Consider the following 15744-nt stretch of genomic DNA (forward strand, 5'->3'; position numbering starts at 1 on the left):
CGGAAAACACAAGGCCACGCAACAGTTTGGCGTGGCCCTGGTCCGGATTGTATCGGGTGCGGCGCTGGCCGCGGTCACTTCACAATGACCTCGTCCTTGACGAACATGTTGGCCCAGGCGCGGTCGATCAGCTCTGGTGACATCTGGTAGGGGATGCCTTCGAATTCGCAAATGGCGATCATCTGGTCGATCAGGAAGACCGGCTGATAGTTGGCATAGACGTTGTTGATCTCGGGGTATTTCACCTTCAACAGGTGGATCAGCGCGTCCTCGTCCAGCGGCATGCCCTTCTTGCGGGCGACCAGAGCGAAAATCTTGAGGAAGTTTTCCTGGCTCGGCCCGTCGATCTTGATCTTGTAGAAGATCCGGCGCAGGGCGGCCTGGTCGAAGATCTCGTTCGGGTGGAAGTTGGTCGAGAAGATCACCAGCGTGTCAAATGGCACCTCGAATTTCTCGCCCGATTGCAGGGCAAGGATGTCCTTGTTTTCCTCCAGCGGCACGATCCAGCGGTTGACCAGCGCCTGCGGCGGTTCTTCCTGGCGACCAAGGTCGTCGACAATGAAAATGCCGCCGGTGGATTTCAACTGGAGCGGCGCCTGATAGGTGCGCGCAGTGGGGTTATAGACAAGATCCAGCATCGACAGCGACAGTTCACCCCCGGTGATCACGGTGGGGCGGTCACAGCGGACATAGCGGCTGTCGTATTTGGCGACGCGGCGCAGACCGGCGCCTTCTTCGGAGTCATTCTCGGCCGCGGAATGCACGATCGGATCATAAACGGTGATGACCTGACCGGCATATTCAATCGCGCGGGGGACATAAATCTTGTCGCCCATCGCGTCACGGATGCCGTTCGAGATCGAGGATTTACCGTTGCCCGGCGGGCCGTACATCAGGATCGAGCGGCCCGAGGACACGGCCGGGCCGAGGTGGTCCAGCAGGCTGTCGGGCAGGATCAAGTGGCCCATCGCCTCAGTCAGTTGGGTGCGGGTGACCTGAATGTTGCGGATCGACTGGCGCTTGATCTGTTCGCGATAGACATCGAGGGGAACCGGCATGGCGCCGAAATATTCCGACTGGCTAAGCGCATCCAGCGCCCGCGCCTTGCCCGCGTCGGTCAGCTGATACCCCATCTCGTTGCCATTGTTGGCGTTCAGCGTGCCGGTCGCCTCAAGAAGGCGCTGGCCGCGCGCCATGTCGATCAGTTCCTGGGTCACGGCGGTCGGCAGACAGATCGCCTTGGAGACGTCGCTGACCATGTCCACGTTCTTGCGGAACATGGTTTTCAACAGGATGTCGCGCATCATCACCGTTGGAAGCTGCATTTCTTCCATCCGGCGTGGCGGTGGCGGGGCCATCACATTGGCGGCGTGCATGTTCATCGGTCTTGTCCCACGTAAAACCCGGTTTGGGTTCAGACTAGGGGGGCAACCCGGCAAATTTGTGGCGCGAAAGGTGCGATCCCGCGACTTCACGCCATAGAATAAGGGGACAGGCAGGGTCGGGTCAGACCCCGTAAACCGCGCCCAGGCCTAGATAAATCGCCAGTGTCCCGCCAAGCGCAAGCCCCATCGGGAAGTCCCAGCCCTGATCCCAGCTTTCCCAGTGCGGAACCATACGGCGCACCGGCGAATACTTGGCGGCGCGGTGGGTGACCCAGGCGGCCAGAAGCGTGGTGGCGAAGATCACGGACAAAAGCCGGATGTCACCAAAGGCAACGAACGGGGCGGCGGCGGCGGCGAACTTGGCGTCGCCCGCGCCGATCAGCCCACCGGCATTCAGCACCATGCCGATCAGAAGCACGACGACGAGGTGCAGCAAACGCCAGCCAAAGACCTCAAGGGGCAGGACAAAGGGCCCGACCACCAAAAAGACCAGCGCCAGCACGATCACCGACATGTTGGTGATCTTCATCGCGCGCATGTCCGACCATGCGACATAGAAACAGATCGGCAGCACGAAGGGCAGAAAGGCCGCTGCCGAAAACGCGGTGATTTGCATAGATCAGCCGGTGCCTTCGAGTGCGCGCATCGCGCGGACGGCGGATTCGAAATGCTGCGGATGGGTGTCGATCGCCTCTTGCAGCAGTTGCTTGCCGGTTTCGGTGTCACCCTGCTTGATCGCGCTCAGCGCCATCGTGTGCAGAAGCTGTGCCCGCTCGGTCTGGTCCATCGGGATCACCGGCAGCGTATACTTGCGCTGCGCGCCGCGCGCCAGAACCAGGTTGTTCTTGGCGGTGAACAGGGTGTTGTCCTGACGTACGGCTTCGCCGAATAGCCGCTCGGCATCTGCGAAATCACCGCGTGACAGCTTGGAATAGCCCCAGTTGTTCATGACCCCGGCCGGGCGGGTGGTCAGCCCGACGGCGGTTTCATAGTAATGATCGGCCTTGCTCCATTCCTTGTTGCTGTCGGCAATCATGGCCTCAAGCCGGTAGCGCTTGAAGGTTTCATGCGTCGGGGGAATTGCGTCCAGCGTCTTTTCGGCATCTTCCCAGCGGCCGGCCCGGATCTGGGCATCGGCAAGGTCGACGCGGTCGTCATTGGTTGACTTGGCGTTCTTCAGCACGTTTTGCCAAGCCGGGACCGCTTCGGTAAAGCGCTTGGCGCGCACCAACGAGATCGCAAGACCCCGCTGAAGATCAATTCTGCCGGGTTTCTCGGCCAATGTCCTTTTGAAATATTCAACCGCTTCATTGGCGTCGGCCACCGAAAGCATAACATCGCTCAGGTCGGCATCGTCCACGGCGTTCACGGATTGCAGGGCCCGGTCGACCGATTGTTCGGAGGACTCGCCGCAGGCCGAAAGCGCAACAGCGCCTGACAGACACAGGGTTACAAGAAGAGGATGGCGCATCGTATTGCGTCCTTTACTGCTCTCGCCTGATTACGGCGCCTTGCGGATCAGATAATCGCTGCCACCGCGCCGCACCAATTTGTACTCTTGCTCATCTTCCTCATCATACGGGGCTTTTTCCATTTTTGCGAGTGCCAACCTCAAATTGTCGCGGATTGAGTCACTTTCGCCATTGTCCAACGCAAACGCGCGCTCAAAGCATTGTACCGCTTCGGGAATTTCGCCCTTTTCCACCAATATTACTCCAAGATTGTTCCACGCCTGGGGGCTTCTTTCGTCATGGTCCAGCGCGTCCCTGAGGTTGTCCTCGGCCTGGCCCAACCGCCCAAGAGACAGGTTCGCCGTGCCGATGGCGCTGAGAACCTCGGCGTCGATTCCGTTGTTGGCCGCCGCGCGGTAGAACGCCTCGAGCGCCAGTTCATACTGGCCCGAGGCCATCAGGCGGTGGCCGACCACCATGCCGTCAACGGATTGTCCGCTGCTGTCGACATCCGGCGCATAGGGGCTGTCTTTTGACGCCGAAAGGCCGCCCGAGTTGCAGGCGGCCAGAAGGCTTATCAATAATAAGGTTCCCAAGGTGTTTCGGGATGGGGCCCGTTCCGCGCGTTTCGTGTCACCGTCGTTTCGTGACAATGTGTCGAAACGCCTGAGAACGCGGATTGGGATCATATATTCAAGAACCTACTGCCCGATTTGCGTGATCGAATGCACCGAGGGTCCGACCAGAATGATCAGAAGCGGCGGCACCGTCAGCATCATTGTGGCAAGTGTCATCTTGGTTGGCAACTTGTTTGCGGCCTCTTCGGCCCGCATCACGCGCTTGTCGCGCATCTCACCGGCATAGACCCGCAACGCCTCGGCAATCGACGTACCAAAGGCGGCAGACTGGATCATCACGGTTGTGAACGAGGCCACGTCCGGCACGCCGCAGCGTTCGCCCATGTCGCCAAGCACCTGTGCCTTGTCCTTGCCGGCCTTCATCTCGTAGCTGACGATCTCGAACTCGTCGGCGAGCGACGGGTAAGAGGCGCGCAGTTCGCGGGCGACGCGGACGATCGACTGGTCCAGGGACTGACCCGCCTCGACGCAGACAAGAAGCATGTCCAGCGCGTCGGGGAAGCCCTGGGTGATTTCTTCCTTGCGGGTCTCGACCCGGCGAGTGACCCAGTATTTGGGCAGGAAATACCCCGCCGCACCCGGCCCCAGAACCCACATCAGCGTATCCTGCGTGGTGGCGCCTTCGGTGCCTTTAACAAAGACGAAATAGAACACGCCCAGGATCAGACCGCCAATCCCCAGCGCCATCTGCGCAAGATAGAAGGCGCGCACCGCGTCACGGCTTTGATAACCGGCCTGCATCAGCTTCAGCTTGATACCGGCCAGTTCCTCTTCCGATTTCGGTTCGAGGAAGGCCTTGTATTTCGCCAGTTTCTCATTGGCAGACGCGCGGCGCAGCTTTTCCTTGCGCTCGGCTTTCTGGGCGCGCTTGTTGACCTTGCCTTCGCGCGCGTCCTTGAGTTTTTGCAGCGGATCATCGCGTTCCTTGAGCATCAAGGGAATGGTGATCAGGATCAGCAGGATCCCGAGCATGCCGACAACGATCAGCGGGCCGAAAGGACCAAGCAGGCCGGTCAGGAAATCGAAAACACTTCCGAGCATGGGTTGGCTCCTTTTTAAACCTTGATGTTGGTCAGCATGCGCATGACGAAGAGGTTGGCCGCCAGGAACACCGCCACCGCGATACAGGCGGGGATGAACAGGGCGTGGTCCTTGACCTCGTCATAGTAATGCGGATCGCCGACGTTGATCACGATCAGCGCGCCGACCGGGAAGCCCGACAGGAACTTGCCTGACCATTTCGCTTCGGCGGTGATCGCCTTGACCCGGCGGAACAGGCGGAAGCGGGCGCGGATCACCTTGGACAGACCTTCAAGGATCTCGGCCAGGTTACCACCGGATTGCTGCTGGATGGTCACGGCGACAGCAAGGAAGCGCAAATCCTGCATGTCGAGCCGTTCGGCCATGTCCTTCAGCGCCTCGCCGACATCGCGGCCATATGCGGCCTCGTCCGCGATCATGCCGAACTCGGTTGCCAGCGGGTCGTCGACCTCGCGTGCGACGACCTGGATCGCCGAGGAAAACGGGTGACCGACGCGCAACGAGCGCACCATGAGTTCGATGGCATCGGGCAGCTGTTCCTCGATCATCGAAAGGCGTTTGCCGGCCTTGTGGCTGACCCAGAAATAGACACCGCCTACACCCATGCCGACCGACATGATGGCGTTCATAGTGGGGGTGGACTGGGTGCCGATGGTCAGGCCGATGAAGGCAAAGACCGACAGGCCGACCATGATCATAATCAGCTGTTGCGGCGTGAAAGCAATCGCGGCTTTCTGCGCCTTGGACGCAAGGAGCGAGTAAAGCGGGATCGACCGCGCCTTGCCATGCTGGGCCATTTCCTTGCGGAGCTGTTCCAGCACGTCTTCGCGCTTGGCCCCCTTGTCGAGCATCTCGAGCCGGCGGTTGACTTTGTTGTTCAGGCTGATCGAACGGCCGAAGACGGTCAGGTAGACACCCTCGACCAGGACGACGACGCCGATGAAGATCATGCCATAGATGATGAGTTCTGGGCTGAAAGGCATAACTGTTTACCCCACTGTGGGTTCATAGATGGACGGCGGCAGGTCGTAACCCCACATGCGGAACCGCTCGGAATAGTGGCTGCGGACGCCGGTTGCCGTAAAATGTCCGACGATCTTGTTGTCCGGCGTGATGCCGGTGCGCTGGAAGCGGAACACTTCCTGCATCGAGATGACGTCGCCTTCCATGCCGGTGATCTCGGTGATCGAGGTCATCCGGCGCGAGCCGTCCTGCAGGCGCGATGCCTGCACGATCAGGTTCACAGCCGAGGCGATCTGACTGCGCACGGCTTTGATCGGCATCTCAATCCCGGCCATGGCGATCATGTTTTCAAGACGGCTGACCCCGTCGCGGGCACTGTTGGCGTGGATCGTGGTCATCGACCCGTCGTGGCCGGTGTTCATGGCCTGCAACATGTCGATCACCTCTTCGCCGCGCGTCTCGCCGACGATGATGCGGTCGGGGCGCATCCGCAGGGCGTTTTTCAGACAGTCGCGGGGCGATACCTCGCCTTTGCCTTCGACGTTCGGTGGGCGGCTTTCCATCCGGCCCACGTGGGTCTGTTGCAGTTGAAGTTCGGCCGTATCCTCGATGGTCAGGATGCGTTCGGCATTGTCGATGAAGGACGATAGCGCGTTCAGCGTGGTCGTCTTACCGGAACCCGTCCCGCCCGACACGATCACGTTCAGCCGGGTGGCGACGGCGGCCTGGAGATAGGCGGCCATTTCCTCGGTAAAGGCGCCAAACTGCACCAGGTCGTCGATGCCCAGCTTGTCCTTTTTGAACTTACGGATCGAGACCAGAGAGCCATCGACGGCAATCGGCGGCACCATGGCGTTGAAACGCGAGCCGTCCTGAAGACGGGCGTCGACATAGGGATTGGATTCATCGACCCGCCGACCCACGGCCGAGACGATCTTGTCGATGATCCTGAGAAGGTGCTTTTCGTCCTTGAAGGTGATGTCGCTCAGTTGCAGCTTGCCGTTACGTTCAACGAAGATCTGCTGCGGACCGTTCACCAGGATATCCGAGACGGTTTCATCCTTCAAAAGCGCCTCAAGCGGACCAAGGCCCGTCACCTCGTCATAGAGGTCCTGGTTCAGCGCGGTGCGTTCCTCTCGGTTGAGGACGATGGCCTTTTCCTGAAGCACCTCGCCGGCAATGGCGCTGATTTCGGCGCGCAACTCGGATTCGCTGGCGTGTTCCAGCGCGGAGAGGTTGAGGTTGTCCAGCAGTTCCCGGTGCAGCTCGAGCTTGATCTCGGACAGCCGCTCCTTGCGCTTGCGCTCTTTGTCGGCGGCATTGGCCTGGGCCGCTGTGGTCGGCATCGGCTTGCGCAGAATGCGTTTTTCGACCGGAGCGGCCTCTGCCTCGGGGATCGGGGCGGGGGCGGGTTTTGCGTTCTTTGCCGGACGACCTGCACGCTGGGTATCGGCCAGGGCAGGTTTCGCGGGTTCGTTCTTTTTGTATCTTGAGAACATCGGATGTGCCTCTACTCGTTATGTCACGCGGCCTTGGGGTCGGCCTGGTCCAGTTCGTAAAGCCCCTGGGCCAGCTTCTGGATTTCCTTGCGCAGGGGGTTCTTGCCGGCTGCTTCGGCAAGGGTCTGGCCGTGATCCCCCGTCTGGGCGATCTGCTTGCCGCCGTCGGGCAATTGCACGTCGATCGAGATATCCAGCGACTCGGCCAGCCGCTTGACCCGCGACTTGCCCGAAAGATCGGTGAACTTCGGTGCCCGGTTCAGCACGTAGCGCAGTTTCTCAAAGGGCAGGTCTTCGGCCTGAAGCGCACGTTTCAGACGCAGCGCGTTCTGGGCCGAGCGCATGTCAATCTCGAGCGTGGCGAAATAGACATGTGCCGCGTGCAGCACGGTTTCCGACCATTGAACAAGCGTCGAAGGCATATCGACGATCACGAAGTCGAAATGCCTGCGTGCGGTTTCCAGCACCTTCTCGATGTCCTCGGGCGAGATCATGTCGAGCGGGATGATGTCGGGCGGCGCGGTCAGGACGTTGAGCTTGTCCTCATAGGATTGCAGCGCCTGGCCAAAGCTTTCGCTGTCCATGCTGTCGGTGTCCGACAAGAGTTCGAACGCGGCCTCGCGGCGCTGCAAATCGAGATAGGTCGAGACGCTGCCGAACTGCAGGTCGAGATCAAGGATGCAGACAGATGGCGCATCGTCCTTCGAGATATTGGCCAGTTCCCAGGCCAGGTTTACCGCCAGCGTGGTCGCGCCGGTGCCCCCCGCCAGTCCGTGGACTGCGATCAGCACGCCCTCGCGGGATTGCTCGCCGCTTTTGAGCGCCACCGTCTGGACTTCTTCTGCAGGCGGGGCCGTTCTGCGGTCGCGGATGCGTTGAATCACCGCCTGCAGTTCGCCCGGCGGCAAGGGGTAGGGGATAAACTCGTCCGCACCGTGGCGCAGCAGCTTGTGCAGCGAAGCCGGGGTCACGTCCTCGGCCACCAGAACTGTCGAAATCTCGCGGGATTTGGCCGCCGTGATGATCTCCATCAGGCTGTCCAGGTTTTCCTCGTCCAGATCGTCGATTGCCAGCGCAATGAATTCCAACCCGCTTGCGTCGGGCTGGTCAATGAACTGCATAATGTCGGAAAATCCGAGGTCGCCCCACTTCTCGTCAAGCGCCTCTTCCATATCGACGATCAAAAGCTCGAAATTCTCGATGTCACGGCACACCGTGCAAGCGAGAATCGGGCTCAGGTCCCCATCAGTCGTCGCGTCACTCGTCATCAGCCTCAAGTCCTTCTTTACCGGGCTGCGGGTCACGTCCGACGGGATGCGGCACATACTCGCCGCGTCGGTTCGAGACCCGCAGTGCATCCGAAATCACACCGGACGCACTTTGCCCTTTGGAAAGACTATTCAGGTCAACTTAGGCAACATTGGGGCTAAATAATCGAAATTGTGCGGAATCTGGAAGCGACGCGTCAGCTGTCGGTCCCGAAGTCGGTGCCGCTGATCCCAGAGGTTCCCTGTGCCGGAATCGCACTGTTGATGTATTCGCGATAGATCACCTCGGCATATTTGCCGTCCATGATGGTCGGGTGACGTTTCACGAAGCCCGAGACCTCGGTCACGGTGCGCCGGTTGCGGCGTTCGCGGTCCGGGGTGGCGACAACCGGTTGGGTTTCGCCGAAGGAGACCATTGCCTCTAGCCGCGAGCGGCTGATGCCGCGTGCCGCGAAGTAAGAGACCACGGCCTGCGCACGGCGCAGACCAAGGCCTTTGTTATAGGCTGCGGTCCCGACTGCGTCGGTGTGGCCGTAGACACGGAAGCGCACTTCCGGGAATTGGCGGATGAAATCGGCCTGCTGGTCGAGAATCGCCCGCGCCTCGGCGTCGATCACGGTCGAGTTGAAGGCGAAGTTGATCGTGTCGTTGACTTCGGCGTTGAAGCGTTCAGCCAGGACGATGGCGTATTCCTTTTCGCCCGTCTGAAGGGCGAGGTTGTTCATCGTCGAGGGCCCAAGCTGGGATGCGACATTGTCGGTGCCCGCTTCGACGAAGTAGGACTGGTGGCCGGCTTCATAGCCGCAGCCGCCCAAGAGCGTGGCAGCCGCCAGCGATGTCAAAAGGATTTGTTTCATGGTCATCGCCTTTCCTTAATCCATCACGTAGCCGTAAGAGCCGCTGAAGTCCTGCTTGGCCACTTCGGCTGCCGCCCCTTTGGGGGCATCCTTGGCCGAGCTTGCGACGCGACCGTAAAGGAACAGTTCGCTTTCGCTGGGCGGCCGAATCCGGTCGGTGGGCAGGGCCAGAGCCTCGCCACGGGTCGGGGTCACCAGATGCGCGGTGACGATGATGACCAGTTCCGACTGGTTGCGCTGGAAGTCGGCGCTGCGGAACAGGGCCCCGAGGACGGGGATGTCGCCGAGCCACGGCACCTGCGCGTTGTTGTCAAGGAAGTCGTCTTGCAAAAGTCCTGCAATTGCAAAGCTTTCGCCATCTCGAAGCTCAACCGTGGTCGAGGTCTCGCGGCGACGGAAGGCGTTGATGGTGAACGTCCCGTCGGAGTAGGAGTTGGCGCTGTCGATCGCCGAAACTGCTGCTTCCAGTTCCAGGTTGATCAGGTCGCCATCCACCACGCGGGGGATGAAGTTCAGTTCGACACCAAACGGTTTGAATTCGATTGTCACGCTGCCCAGTTCGCCCGAAACCGGGACCGGGTATTCGCCACCGGCGAGGAATTTCGCTTCCTGGCCGGACAGTGCGGTCAGGTTCGGCTCGGCCAGGGTGCGGACGATGCCTTTTTCTTCCAGCGCCTCAAGGATGATGCCCAGTTCAAGCGACCCCAGGCCGAATTCCAGAACCGCGGCACCGGCGGCGCCCGACGAGATGGCAACCGGGTTGCCAAGGCCGTTCGACCCTTCGAGCCAGGTGCCGGTTTCGATGGCGACACCGCCGCCCGACGCGGCAAACGAGGTGCCAAGCTGCTTCGAAACCGCACGCTGCATTTCCGAGAAGCGAACTTTCAGCATGACCTGCTGAACCCCGCCCACCGACATCAGGTTCGACACGCGTTCCGGTGCGTAGCGTTCGGCAAGATCCAGAGCGCGTTGCAGTTTTTGAGGGCTCGAGACGGTGCCCGACAGGACGATGCCGTCATTGGCGGTGCGCACCTCGATCCGCTCTTTGGGCAGGATCTGGCGCAGGCGCTCTTTGAACTCGGCGATATCCGGTGCGACGCGGACTTCGACATTCGTGATCAGTTTGCCGGCGGCATCCAGAAGGGTCAGCGTCGTTGTCCCCGGCGATTTCCCCAGCACGTAAATAGTGCGGTCCGACAGCGACGAGATGTCTGCAATCAGCGGGTTGGCGATACTGAGCTCGGCGAAGGGCTCTTCGCTTTCCACGACCACGGCGCGGTTCATCGCGACGCCCAGAGTGGAAGAAGTGCCCGATTGCACGACCTTCAGGTTTTCGGCCGAAACCGATCCGCCAATACCGGAAAAGGTGAGTGCGACCCCAACCAGTGCCGCACGGATTACATTCGAATATGTCATTGTGACCTGCCTTTCGATCACGCCTCGTTCTCGGGTCTATTGCCCGCACTTGAGCGCACTGTGCGCGAAAACCGGCTTTATTGCAACAATCAGTGGTTTTACGCTTGCTTTTTATGTGGATATCGGGCCACAGCGGGCTATTTGGCCGCAGAAAGCCAAAAAGGGCGCCGACACGCGGCGCCCCTTTTTTTCATGGGTTTCGATCAGTTCGTGCACGGGATCGGGATTTCGACCACCGTTCCCGCGCGGCGGGTGCGGATCGTGCATTCCCGCTTTTGCGGACCCTCTTGCGCGACCTCGATTTCCTCATCCGTGATCCCCAGAAGGCTTTTCTGGTCCACTTCGATCGCCTCGGCAATCGTGTCATCTTCGGCGCCGACAAGCGACAGCGACAGACGCCCGGTTGTCTGGGCCTGGGCCAGCGCCGCGACCTGTTGCGGCTTGACCGACACGGTCACGGTGCGCGCGATCGAGCCGTGTTCGACCTCGTCGCTGGCGGTCTGGTCGATCGCGATAAGGCTGACGCCCGCCTCGATCAGCTTGGTCACCTCGTCGGTGCCCAGTTCGCCGGACGAGCCGCGAACCTTGCCGGTCCAATAGACGTCGACACGGTCGCCGGGGCGCAGGAAGCCGGACACGCCGCTGGCCACGTCAACCTTGATGGCAAAGGCGCGCATACCGCGTTCCAGCCGCGACGTGATGCCCGCATCCTCACCGGGTTTGGTCACCTTGATGGCCAGGATCGGTTCGTTCTTTTCCATCGCGCGCAGAACGACGCGATGTTCACCCTCTTTCCCAGAGAACAATGCTTCTTTCTTGGTAAACAGGCCCTCGGGCATGGTGTTCTTGGGCCATTTGACCATTCGAACATCCTCGGGTTTCAGATCCTCGCCGTATTTGATGGCGCGGTTCATGACAAAAGCGTCGACGGTTTCGATCGCCGGGGCGCGCTGGGCGCGTTCCTGCTCTAGGGCGGCCTGATAGCCCTGGATATAGTTCTGTGCCATGTATACGGCAAAACCTGCCAGTCCGAGGCCGACCATGAGCACAACTGCAAAAATACTACGCATGGCAGTTCCTTTCTTGTTGGCGGCTGTCTACCGGACCTCCCGGCGCATCCGCACTTTTCCAAGGAACAGGATTGCTGAAGAAAGTGGCAAAATCAGGGAGTGCGCCGGAAGCTTCTGTGGCATTTCCCTGAAGATTGGTGTCGGCCCCGGTATTTGCTGGGCCGATGAAGGGTAAGTCAGTTCGCCGAATTGACGATGACGTTGCCGGTCGTGGTCGCAAGCGACACCGCTTCATCCTCGAACAGGCCGAAGGCAGCAACCGAAAGAACAACAACCCCGGCAACGATGACGACCCAATCCACCGTGACGGCGCCGTCTTCATCCTTGCGGAAAATATGCAGGAATAAATGCATGTCTCAATCTCCCAAGCGCCCCGGCCGGTCCTTGTGGCCTAATCGACCCGGACCGGAATTTGGCCCGGTGATCGACGTCGTCGTCCCATCCTGGCCGAAAAAAACCCAACAATTCGTTACCAACTCAGCAATCCCACCCGGGATTTTCTGAAAAAAGGGCCGCGCCAAGGATTGGCGCGGCCCCTTCTTGCGTCAGGCTAGGCCAGATTACTGGCTGGCTGCGCTTGCGTCTTGGGTAGCGATCACGCCGGCTGCGGTTGCGGCCAGAGCTTCGGTGTTGTTTTCGATTGCAGTGTAAGCTGCAACGGCCAGGCCAACGACGGCTGCGGTCAGAACAACCCAGTCAACAGTCACGGCGCCGTTTTCGTCTTTGCGGAAGTTTTTGATGAACTTGATCATTGTTAGTCCCTCCAGAGGATCAGTAGGTTTCAGTCTCAACCGCCTCGGGTCCTTGGTGGCCGCTCTCTCTCATTGGCCTGTTCCCGACTTGGTATGAGCTTATATAGCCCCTCGATTGGGGCATGATTTGGGCGCGAATGGCACGATTTTCGAGACTCGGAGTTTTTTCTGCTGAAAAGTGTTAATGTGTTGATTAATAACGAAATTACTTGGTGAGAATTTTTCTGGCCACGGATTTTTGCCGATTTCGCGTGGTGATTTTGTCGAAATCGTCAGATTTCAGCGCCACAAAACTGGTGCCAGCGGCATTTTTCTGAGACAGTTGCAGCCGAACAAAAGCGGGAAATGGGGTCAGGGCAGTGATCCGGCGCTTCATGATCGGTTTTTGCGTGGTCAGCGCGCTGATTTCGACCCCGCTGGGGGCCGAGGGGCCGAAGCCCTTTCCCGATTTCAAGGCGAAACGGGTGAAACCGCCAAAACCCGGCACCGCCAAACGCATCACCGTCCAGATCGAGCCCGCGCCTGTGGTCGCGCCCAAGCCCAAGGCAACGGCCGATGCCGGCACCACAAAGGCCAAGGACGCGCCACCGGGATCGCGCTATGCCTGGTTCTGGGAGACGATCTCGCCCGAGATGGCACAATCCGCGCCCGGACGCCTGCAAAAAGCGCTGGACCTGTTGTCGGCGCCGCCGGGGGGCGAACCCGTCGCCGCGCCGCGTCTGCAGTTCCTGGCCGAGATCGCGCGGCGCCACGGGGTCGATATCCTGAAGTCCACCGTCGGGACCGAGGTGTCGCCGGCGCTTGTCCTGGCAATGATATCGGTCGAAAGCTCGGGGCGGGTGGATGCGGTCAGCAGCGCCGGCGCGCAGGGGTTGATGCAGCTCATGCCGGCCACTGCCGCGCGTTTCGGTGTCCCGGAAGATCCCGATGCCGCGGATAATATCCGTGGCGGCGTGGCTTTCCTGAACTTCCTGATGAGCGAATTTGACCGAGACCCGATCCTTGTCCTTGCCGGCTATAATGCCGGTGAGAACGCGGTAAAGGGACATTCCGGCGTGCCGCCCTTTGCCGAAACACGCGATTACGTGCCCAAGGTGCTGGCCGCCTATGCGGTCGCGCGCGGCCTGTGCCGCACCCCGCCGGAACTGATCACGGACGGCTGTGTCTTTGCCACCAACTGACCCGGTCGCGCGGCGACAGGTTGGCGCATGGGTATTTATGACCAGAAAAAAGCGGAACGACCGGGCTTTTTACTGGTGCAAAATACCCCCGCCGGAGGCGTCCGTCCCCGAGGCGCGCGTCGCGGTCAGCAGTTGGGCACGTTGACAGCCAGCCCCCCCAGCGAGGTTTCCTTGTATTTCTCATGCATGTCGTGCCCGGTCTGGCGCATGGTCTCGATCACCGCATCCAGCGGCACGAAATGGGTGCCGTCGCCGCGCAGGGACAGGCTGGCGGCGCTGACGGCCTTGATCGCGCCAAGGCCGTTTCTTTCGATGCAGGGCACCTGAACCAGGCCCTTGACCGGGTCGCAGGTCATGCCGAGGTGGTGTTCCAGCGCGATCTCGGCGGCGTTTTCCACCTGTTCGGGCGTGCCGCCCATCACCGCGCACAGGCCCGCCGCCGCCATCGCCGAGGCGCTGCCGACCTCGGCCTGGCACCCGGCTTCGGCGCCCGAGATCGAGGCATTGTATTTCACCAGCCCGCCGATGGCGGCGGCGGTCAGCAGAAACTCGTCGATCCGCGACGCGGTTGCGCCGGGGACGTGGTCGAGCCAGTAGCGGATCACAGCGGGCACCACTCCGGCCGCGCCGTTTGTGGGGGCGGTGACGACTTGCCCTCCTGCGGCGTTTTCCTCGTTCACGGCCATGGCATAGGCGCTGATCCAGTCGTTGATCGTATGCGGCGCCGAGAGGTTCATGCCGCGTTCCGCCAGAAGCGCGTCGTGGATCGCCTTGGCGCGTCGTTTCACGTTCAGCCCGCCGGGAAGGGTGCCGTCGGTGGAAAGCCCGCGGTCGATACAGTCGTTCATCACTTCCCAGACGCGGGCGACGCCGGTGCGAAACCCCTCGACCCCATTGCGCGAGACCTCGTTGGCGCGTTTCATCTCGGCAATCGACTTGCCCGATGTCCGGGCCATGTCGAGCATTTCCTGGGCGGTCTTGAACGGGAAGGGCACAGGGGCGCCTTCGTCCGTGTCCTTGCCGGCGGCAAGTTCGGCGGCGCTCATCACGAAGCCGCCGCCGATGGAATAGAAGGTCTCCTGCAGGATGACGTCGCCCTGTGCATCGGTCGCCATCAGGATCATGCCGTTGGCATGGCCGGGCAGGGCGGGGCCGTAGTCGAACAGAAGGTCGGTATCGGGATCGAAGGTCATCGGGGGCAGGTCCTCGGGGGTGACCTGACGGGTTTCGCGGATGTGGGCCAACGTTTCTTCTGCGCGGGCGGCGTCGTAGCTGTCAGGCAGGAACCCGGCGAGGCCGAGGATGGTGGCGCGGTCGGTGGCATGGCCGACGCCGGTGAAGGCCAGCGAACCATGCAGAGACGCGCGCAGGCCATGCACGGCGAAGGGTGCCTTGCGGATCATGTCGAGGAAACGCGCGGCCGCCACCATCGGCCCCATCGTGTGGGAGGAGGACGGACCGACGCCGATCTTGAACATGTCGAACACGGAGAGAAACATCAGGTGGGGCTTCCTTCGGGGGGATTGGGAAAAGTGGGGGCGCTGAACGGGGTTGGGCCCAGCCCCTCGGCCTTGGCCACGCGGATCGCGGCGGGGCGGGTGTCAAGGCGGCGGGCAAGGGCGTGCAGGCCGGGATAGGTGTCTAGGTTGAACCAATCTGTATCGCCGCGCGGATAAAGCGCCATCCAGCGCAACGTGGCGGCCATATAGCAGTCGAGGATCGAGGGTGTGGCGGCGTTGAACCAGTTTTGGCCAGACCCGGCCAGGGTCTCGAACAGGGCAAGGCCGCGTTGCAGGATGCGGCGGGTCTGCGTGATCAGTGCCAATTGCGCGGCCGGGTCTGCGCCGACATATTGGTCTGGATAAAAGGTCTGGCGTAGGGCGCTGTGGTGGGTGTTTGACATATAAGTCAGCCACGACAGGAACGCTCCGCGTTCGGGGCTGGAGGGTGGAGGTGCCATCAACCCGGTCCGTTCGGTCAGCCACAACAGGATCGCGGCGGTCTCAAACAGGGTGCCGCCCGGGGTCTCAAGCGCCGGGATCAGTCCGGCGGGATTGATACGGCGATAGTCTTCCGTCTTTTGTTCCTGCCGGGCGCGATCGACCAGTCGGGTGTCATAGGGCAGACCCATCTCTTCCAGCGCCAGCCGGATGATCACCGAGGCGTTGTCGGGGGCATAGTAGAGACAGAGGCGCGATTCCATGGTCGCGAGATTAGGCGCCC

Annotated in this window: 17 protein-coding genes; 1 reads left to right on the forward strand and 16 read right to left on the reverse strand. The window is 61.1% G+C overall.

The window, feature by feature from the left end; genetic code table 11:
• Nucleotides 1-74: 74 nt before the first annotated feature.
• The 14 genes from JQ863_RS16035 to JQ863_RS16100 all read right to left on the reverse strand — a co-directional run bounded on the left by JQ863_RS16035 (nucleotide 75) and on the right by JQ863_RS16100 (nucleotide 12716).
• Complete coding sequence (locus tag JQ863_RS16035) at nucleotides 75-1382, reverse strand: ATPase (protein WP_204115341.1); 1308 nt, start codon at nucleotides 1380-1382, stop codon at nucleotides 75-77.
• Between the two features lie 124 nt (nucleotides 1383-1506).
• On the reverse strand, nucleotides 1507-2001 hold the full coding sequence (locus JQ863_RS16040; protein WP_204115342.1) for a prepilin peptidase: 495 nt from the start codon (nucleotides 1999-2001) through the stop codon (nucleotides 1507-1509).
• A 3-nt stretch (nucleotides 2002-2004) separates the two neighbouring features.
• Nucleotides 2005-2856, reverse strand: a complete 852-nt coding sequence (locus tag JQ863_RS16045) for a tetratricopeptide repeat protein (RefSeq protein WP_204115343.1) — start codon at nucleotides 2854-2856, stop codon at nucleotides 2005-2007.
• Nucleotides 2857-2886: 30 nt separating this feature from the next.
• The gene (locus tag JQ863_RS16050) at nucleotides 2887-3417 is read right to left on the reverse strand and encodes a tetratricopeptide repeat protein (protein ID WP_239113501.1); all 531 of its coding nucleotides are present in this window, start codon (nucleotides 3415-3417) and stop codon (nucleotides 2887-2889) included.
• A 120-nt stretch (nucleotides 3418-3537) separates the two neighbouring features.
• Nucleotides 3538-4515 carry a type II secretion system F family protein gene (locus tag JQ863_RS16055; RefSeq protein ID WP_204115345.1) on the reverse strand — a complete coding sequence of 326 codons (978 nt, stop codon included), beginning with the start codon at nucleotides 4513-4515 and terminating at the stop codon, nucleotides 3538-3540.
• A 14-nt stretch (nucleotides 4516-4529) separates the two neighbouring features.
• The gene (locus JQ863_RS16060) at nucleotides 4530-5498 is read right to left on the reverse strand and encodes a type II secretion system F family protein (RefSeq protein WP_204115346.1); all 969 of its coding nucleotides are present in this window, start codon (nucleotides 5496-5498) and stop codon (nucleotides 4530-4532) included.
• A 6-nt stretch (nucleotides 5499-5504) separates the two neighbouring features.
• Complete coding sequence (locus tag JQ863_RS16065; RefSeq protein WP_204115347.1) at nucleotides 5505-6977, reverse strand: TadA family conjugal transfer-associated ATPase; 1473 nt, start codon at nucleotides 6975-6977, stop codon at nucleotides 5505-5507.
• 23 nt (nucleotides 6978-7000) lie between these two features.
• A complete protein-coding gene (locus tag JQ863_RS16070) occupies nucleotides 7001-8245 on the reverse strand; it encodes a CpaE/TadZ family protein (protein ID WP_204115348.1) in 1245 nt (414 codons plus the stop codon).
• 197 nt (nucleotides 8246-8442) lie between these two features.
• Entirely contained in the window at nucleotides 8443-9102 is a 660-nt protein-coding gene (locus tag JQ863_RS16075) for an OmpA family protein (protein ID WP_204115523.1), read from the reverse strand.
• 15 nt (nucleotides 9103-9117) lie between these two features.
• Nucleotides 9118-10518 carry a type II and III secretion system protein family protein gene (locus tag JQ863_RS16080; protein WP_204115349.1) on the reverse strand — a complete coding sequence of 467 codons (1401 nt, stop codon included), beginning with the start codon at nucleotides 10516-10518 and terminating at the stop codon, nucleotides 9118-9120.
• A gap of 203 nt (nucleotides 10519-10721) precedes the next feature.
• Entirely contained in the window at nucleotides 10722-11588 is an 867-nt protein-coding gene (gene cpaB, locus JQ863_RS16085) for a Flp pilus assembly protein CpaB (RefSeq protein WP_204115350.1), read from the reverse strand.
• Between the two features lie 176 nt (nucleotides 11589-11764).
• Complete coding sequence (locus tag JQ863_RS16090) at nucleotides 11765-11941, reverse strand: hypothetical protein (protein ID WP_204115351.1); 177 nt, start codon at nucleotides 11939-11941, stop codon at nucleotides 11765-11767.
• A 207-nt stretch (nucleotides 11942-12148) separates the two neighbouring features.
• Complete coding sequence (locus tag JQ863_RS16095) at nucleotides 12149-12340, reverse strand: hypothetical protein (protein WP_204115352.1); 192 nt, start codon at nucleotides 12338-12340, stop codon at nucleotides 12149-12151.
• A 205-nt stretch (nucleotides 12341-12545) separates the two neighbouring features.
• A complete protein-coding gene (locus JQ863_RS16100; protein ID WP_204115353.1) occupies nucleotides 12546-12716 on the reverse strand; it encodes a hypothetical protein in 171 nt (56 codons plus the stop codon).
• Between JQ863_RS16100 and JQ863_RS16105 the strand changes: the two genes are divergently transcribed.
• Nucleotides 12715-13521, forward strand: a complete 807-nt coding sequence (locus tag JQ863_RS16105) for a lytic transglycosylase domain-containing protein (RefSeq protein WP_204115354.1) — start codon at nucleotides 12715-12717, stop codon at nucleotides 13519-13521. The two genes, JQ863_RS16100 and JQ863_RS16105, sit on opposite strands and share 2 nt — an antisense overlap.
• A gap of 125 nt (nucleotides 13522-13646) precedes the next feature.
• Here the strand turns inward: JQ863_RS16105 and JQ863_RS16110 are convergent, their stop codons facing one another.
• Nucleotides 13647-15020: an L-serine ammonia-lyase gene (locus tag JQ863_RS16110; RefSeq protein WP_204115355.1), complete on the reverse strand. Its 1374-nt coding sequence runs from the start codon at nucleotides 15018-15020 to the stop codon at nucleotides 13647-13649.
• Nucleotides 15020-15724, reverse strand: coding sequence for a glutathione S-transferase family protein (locus JQ863_RS16115; protein ID WP_204115356.1), 705 nt, complete (start codon nucleotides 15722-15724; stop codon nucleotides 15020-15022). Before JQ863_RS16115 ends, JQ863_RS16110 begins: the two co-directional genes overlap by 1 nt.
• Nucleotides 15725-15744 lie beyond the last annotated feature (20 nt).

This window comes from Shimia biformata (genome assembly GCF_016888515.1).
Lineage (GTDB): Bacteria > Pseudomonadota > Alphaproteobacteria > Rhodobacterales > Rhodobacteraceae > Shimia_A > Shimia_A biformata.

What these genes read in the sequence shown, in the direction of transcription:
- JQ863_RS16035 (WP_204115341.1), bottom strand. Translation starts at nt 1,382, where the DNA reads ATGAACATGCACGCCGCCAATGTGATGGCCCCGCCACCGCCACGCCGG.
- JQ863_RS16040 (WP_204115342.1), bottom strand. Translation starts at nt 2,001, where the DNA reads ATGCAAATCACCGCGTTTTCGGCAGCGGCCTTTCTGCCCTTCGTGCTG.
- JQ863_RS16045 (WP_204115343.1), bottom strand. Translation starts at nt 2,856, where the DNA reads ATGCGCCATCCTCTTCTTGTAACCCTGTGTCTGTCAGGCGCTGTTGCG.
- JQ863_RS16055 (WP_204115345.1), bottom strand. Translation starts at nt 4,515, where the DNA reads ATGCTCGGAAGTGTTTTCGATTTCCTGACCGGCCTGCTTGGTCCTTTC.
- JQ863_RS16060 (WP_204115346.1), bottom strand. Translation starts at nt 5,498, where the DNA reads ATGCCTTTCAGCCCAGAACTCATCATCTATGGCATGATCTTCATCGGC.
- JQ863_RS16065 (WP_204115347.1), bottom strand. Translation starts at nt 6,977, where the DNA reads ATGTTCTCAAGATACAAAAAGAACGAACCCGCGAAACCTGCCCTGGCC.
- JQ863_RS16070 (WP_204115348.1), bottom strand. Translation starts at nt 8,245, where the DNA reads ATGACGAGTGACGCGACGACTGATGGGGACCTGAGCCCGATTCTCGCT.
- JQ863_RS16075 (WP_204115523.1), bottom strand. Translation starts at nt 9,102, where the DNA reads ATGAAACAAATCCTTTTGACATCGCTGGCGGCTGCCACGCTCTTGGGC.
- JQ863_RS16080 (WP_204115349.1), bottom strand. Translation starts at nt 10,518, where the DNA reads ATGACATATTCGAATGTAATCCGTGCGGCACTGGTTGGGGTCGCACTC.
- cpaB (WP_204115350.1), bottom strand. Translation starts at nt 11,588, where the DNA reads ATGCGTAGTATTTTTGCAGTTGTGCTCATGGTCGGCCTCGGACTGGCA.
- JQ863_RS16090 (WP_204115351.1), bottom strand. Translation starts at nt 11,941, where the DNA reads ATGCATTTATTCCTGCATATTTTCCGCAAGGATGAAGACGGCGCCGTC.
- JQ863_RS16095 (WP_204115352.1), bottom strand. Translation starts at nt 12,340, where the DNA reads ATGATCAAGTTCATCAAAAACTTCCGCAAAGACGAAAACGGCGCCGTG.
- JQ863_RS16105 (WP_204115354.1), top strand. Translation starts at nt 12,715, where the DNA reads ATGATCGGTTTTTGCGTGGTCAGCGCGCTGATTTCGACCCCGCTGGGG.
- JQ863_RS16100 (WP_204115353.1), bottom strand. Translation starts at nt 12,716, where the DNA reads ATGAAGCGCCGGATCACTGCCCTGACCCCATTTCCCGCTTTTGTTCGG.
- JQ863_RS16110 (WP_204115355.1), bottom strand. Translation starts at nt 15,020, where the DNA reads ATGTTTCTCTCCGTGTTCGACATGTTCAAGATCGGCGTCGGTCCGTCC.
- JQ863_RS16115 (WP_204115356.1), bottom strand. Translation starts at nt 15,724, where the DNA reads ATGGAATCGCGCCTCTGTCTCTACTATGCCCCCGACAACGCCTCGGTG.